The 3,585-nt window shown below is 56.0% G+C and carries 3 protein-coding genes and 1 pseudogene; 3 read left to right on the forward strand and 1 reads right to left on the reverse strand.

Annotated elements, in window-relative coordinates; translation table 11 throughout:
• A partial coding sequence (gene tetR(D), locus HMPREF9538_RS07965) for a tetracycline resistance transcriptional repressor TetR(D) (RefSeq protein WP_009485749.1) occupies window positions 1-635 on the reverse strand: 635 nt, incomplete at its 3' end.
• Between the two features lie 95 nt (window positions 636-730).
• Between tetR(D) and tet(D) the strand changes: the two genes are divergently transcribed.
• From tet(D) to HMPREF9538_RS07950, 3 genes and pseudogenes are all read left to right on the forward strand, one after another.
• Complete coding sequence (tet(D), locus tag HMPREF9538_RS07960; RefSeq protein ID WP_001039466.1) at window positions 731-1,915, forward strand: tetracycline efflux MFS transporter Tet(D); 1,185 nt, start codon at window positions 731-733, stop codon at window positions 1,913-1,915.
• A 94-nt stretch (window positions 1,916-2,009) separates the two neighbouring features.
• Window positions 2,010-3,119 (forward strand): S-(hydroxymethyl)glutathione dehydrogenase/class III alcohol dehydrogenase, encoded by a 1,110-nt coding sequence (locus tag HMPREF9538_RS07955; protein WP_000842134.1) that lies wholly within the window; start codon window positions 2,010-2,012, stop codon window positions 3,117-3,119.
• A gap of 21 nt (window positions 3,120-3,140) precedes the next feature.
• Window positions 3,141-3,563 (forward strand): annotated as a pseudogene (locus HMPREF9538_RS07950) (alpha/beta hydrolase-fold protein); the annotation flags it as partial.
• Between the last annotated feature and the right edge of the window lie 22 nt (window positions 3,564-3,585).

The following is a 3,585-nucleotide window of genomic DNA, read 5'->3' on the forward strand; positions in this document are numbered from 1 at the left end:
TTATCACCACCGACTATTTGCAACAGTGCCGTAAGCTGCACCTCAAACCCCCGGATCAGGCTCTCCAGGCCATGCAGAAAGGCCTGCTCACCATCATCACTGTCCATAATCTGCAGCGCTTCCCGCAATAGCGGCGGCAGGTTTTCGTCCGGTGCTGCAGGGCGGTCGGTCAGGGCGGCAGTATGCTCCTGCTGCTCCAGTACGGCACCAAGGGTAAAATGACTGACCGCTGAAATCGCATATAACCCGTCGCGCAGTGAAAAGCCGTTTTCTGTCATAAAGCGTAACTGGGTTTCCACCGTATCATACTGTTTTTCATCAGGGCGGGTGCCGAGGTGCACTTTTGCCCCGTCACGGTAACGCAGCAGCGCCCGGCGGAAACTCATTGCATTATTGCGCAGAAATGACTGCCAGGATTCCCCCGCCGCAGGCAGTGAATAATCATGATGACGCGCCAGGATCTCCACCGCCAGCGCATCCAGTAACGCCCGTTTATTTTTCACATGCCAGTAAAGTGTCGGCTGTTCTATTCCCAGCTTCTGCGCCAGCTTGCGGGTCGTCAGCCCGTCAATCCCTGTCTCATTCAGCAGTTCCAGTGCCGCATCAATAACCGATTCTCTGTTCAGCCGTGCCATGACCGTCTCCTCCGATTTTCAGATTGACACTCTATCATTGATAGGGATATATTCCAACTCTATCAATGATAGGGAATTAACACAGGATCTGAAAAATGAATAAACCCGCTGTCATCGCGCTGGTGATTACACTGCTGGACGCGATGGGAATTGGTCTGATCATGCCGGTATTACCGTCACTGCTGCGGGAATATCTCCCGGAAGCGGATGTGGCAAACCATTACGGCATTCTGCTGGCGCTGTATGCGGTGATGCAGGTCTGTTTTGCTCCGCTGCTGGGCAGATGGTCAGATAAGCTGGGGCGCAGACCGGTGCTGCTGTTATCCCTGGCGGGTGCCGCGTTTGATTACACACTGCTGGCACTGTCCAATGTGCTGTGGATGTTGTATCTCGGGCGGATTATCTCCGGGATCACTGGTGCCACCGGCGCGGTTGCGGCTTCGGTAGTGGCGGACAGCACGGCGGTCAGCGAGCGTACCGCCTGGTTCGGCCGTCTCGGTGCGGCCTTTGGTGCCGGGCTGATTGCCGGGCCGGCTATCGGCGGACTGGCGGGGGATATCTCACCGCATCTGCCGTTTGTCATTGCGGCAATACTGAATGCCTGCACCTTTCTGATGGTCTTTTTTATCTTTAAACCGGCGGTACAGACAGAAGAAAAACCGGCGGAGCAGAAACAAGAAAGCGCAGGTATCAGCTTTATCACACTGCTTAAACCTCTGGCGCTGTTGCTGTTTGTCTTTTTTACCGCGCAGCTTATCGGGCAGATCCCGGCCACTGTCTGGGTATTGTTTACGGAGAGCCGCTTTGCCTGGGACAGCGCGGCGGTCGGTTTTTCACTGGCGGGACTCGGGGCGATGCATGCACTGTTTCAGGCGGTGGTTGCCGGGGCGCTGGCAAAACGGCTGAGTGAGAAAACCATTATTTTCGCCGGATTTATTGCCGATGCCACCGCGTTTTTACTGATGTCTGCTATCACTTCCGGATGGATGGTGTATCCGGTCCTGATCCTGCTGGCAGGCGGCGGAATTGCACTGCCTGCATTGCAGGGCATTATCTCTGCCGGGGCATCGGCGGCAAATCAGGGAAAACTACAGGGTGTGCTGGTCAGCCTGACCAATCTGACCGGCGTGGCGGGCCCGCTGCTGTTTGCTTTTATTTTCAGTCAGACACAGCAGAGTGCGGACGGTACGGTGTGGCTGATTGGCACGGCACTGTACGGTCTGCTGCTGGCAATCTGTCTGCTGATCAGAAAACCGGCACCGGTGGCGGCCACCTGCTGACCGGCGCTATACAGGCAGCGCTGTTGTGCGGTATGGTGGACGGCATTCGTGCTTATCGCCTGCCATGATAAGCCTCAGACACAGAGGAACCGTTATGAAATCACGCGCAGCAGTCGCCTTCGGGCCGGGTTTACCCCTTGAAATTGTTGAAATTGATGTGGCACCGCCGAAGAAAGGTGAAGTGCTGGTGAAAATCAGTCACACCGGGGTATGCCATACCGATGCCTACACGCTTTCCGGTGATGATCCGGAAGGTCTGTTCCCGGTGGTGCTCGGCCATGAAGGTGCCGGGGTGGTGGTTGAGGTCGGTGAGGGCGTGACCAGTGTGAAACCGGGCGACCATGTGATCCCGCTGTACACCGCCGAGTGCGGCGAGTGTGATTTCTGTACCTCCGGTAAAACCAACCTCTGTGTTGCCGTCCGCGAAACCCAGGGCAAAGGCGTGATGCCGGACGGCACCAGCCGTTTTTCGTATAACGGTCAGCCGCTCTATCACTATATGGGCTGCTCGACATTCAGCGAATATACCGTTGTGGCGGAAGTATCACTGGCGAAAATCAATCCGCAGGCCAATGCGGAGCAGGTTTGCCTGCTCGGCTGCGGCGTGACCACCGGGATCGGCGCGGTACACAATACCGCGAAGGTACAGGAAGGGGATTCTGTGGCGGTATTCGGCCTCGGCGGTATCGGGCTGGCCGTGGTGCAGGGCGCACGTCAGGCAAAAGCGGGGCGCATCTTTGCCATCGATACCAATCCATCCAAGTTTGAGCTGGCAAAACAGTTCGGCGCCACAGACTGCATTAATCCCAATGATTATGACAAACCTGTTCAGCAGGTGCTGGTCGAAATGACCAAATGGGGTGTGGATCATACCTTTGAATGTATCGGCAATGTCAATGTGATGCGGTCGGCGCTGGAAAGTGCGCACCGTGGCTGGGGGCAGTCGGTAATTATCGGGGTGGCGGGTGCCGGAAAAGAGATTTCAACCCGTCCGTTCCAGCTGGTGACCGGCCGGGTCTGGAAAGGCACGGCGTTCGGCGGCGTGAAAGGGCGTACCCAGTTGCCGGGAATGGTGGAAGATGCCATGAGCGGCAAAATCGAGCTGGCGCCGTTTGTCACGCACACCATGGAACTGGATAAAATCAATGAAGCTTTTGATTTGATGCACGACGGCAAATCCATCCGCACAGTCATTCATTACTGATAACGTATTCAGGGAGATACTATGGAACGGATTGAACATCACGTCTGTTTCGGCGGCAGCCAGGAAGTCTGGCGTCACCACTCTGCGGTGACCGGCACGCCGATGACTTTTTCCGTGTTTCTGCCGCCGCAGGCAAAAACAGAGAAATGTCCTGTGCTGTACTGGCTTTCCGGGCTGACCTGCAACGAGCAGAATTTTATCACCAAAGCCGGGGCACAGCGTTACGCAGCGGAACACGGCCTGGTGATTGTCGCGCCGGATACCAGTCCGCGCGGCAGTCAGGTGGCGGATGATAAAGAGTACGATCTCGGCCAGGGTGCCGGGTTTTATGTCAATGCCACACAGGAGCCGTGGAAAGCGCATTATCAGATGTATGATTATATTCTGAATGAGCTGCACACCCTGGTAAGCGGGCATTTCGGCACATCGGAAAAACGGGCACTGTTGCAAAGTTAGCGATGAGGCA

This window comes from Klebsiella sp. MS 92-3, from assembly GCF_000195655.1.
Lineage (GTDB): Bacteria > Pseudomonadota > Gammaproteobacteria > Enterobacterales > Enterobacteriaceae > Klebsiella > Klebsiella pneumoniae.

Coding starts and splice junctions, on each gene's coding strand:
- HMPREF9538_RS07955 (WP_000842134.1), top strand. CDS start 2,010: ATGAAATCACGCGCAGCAGTCGCCTTCGGGCCGGGTTTACCCCTTGAA.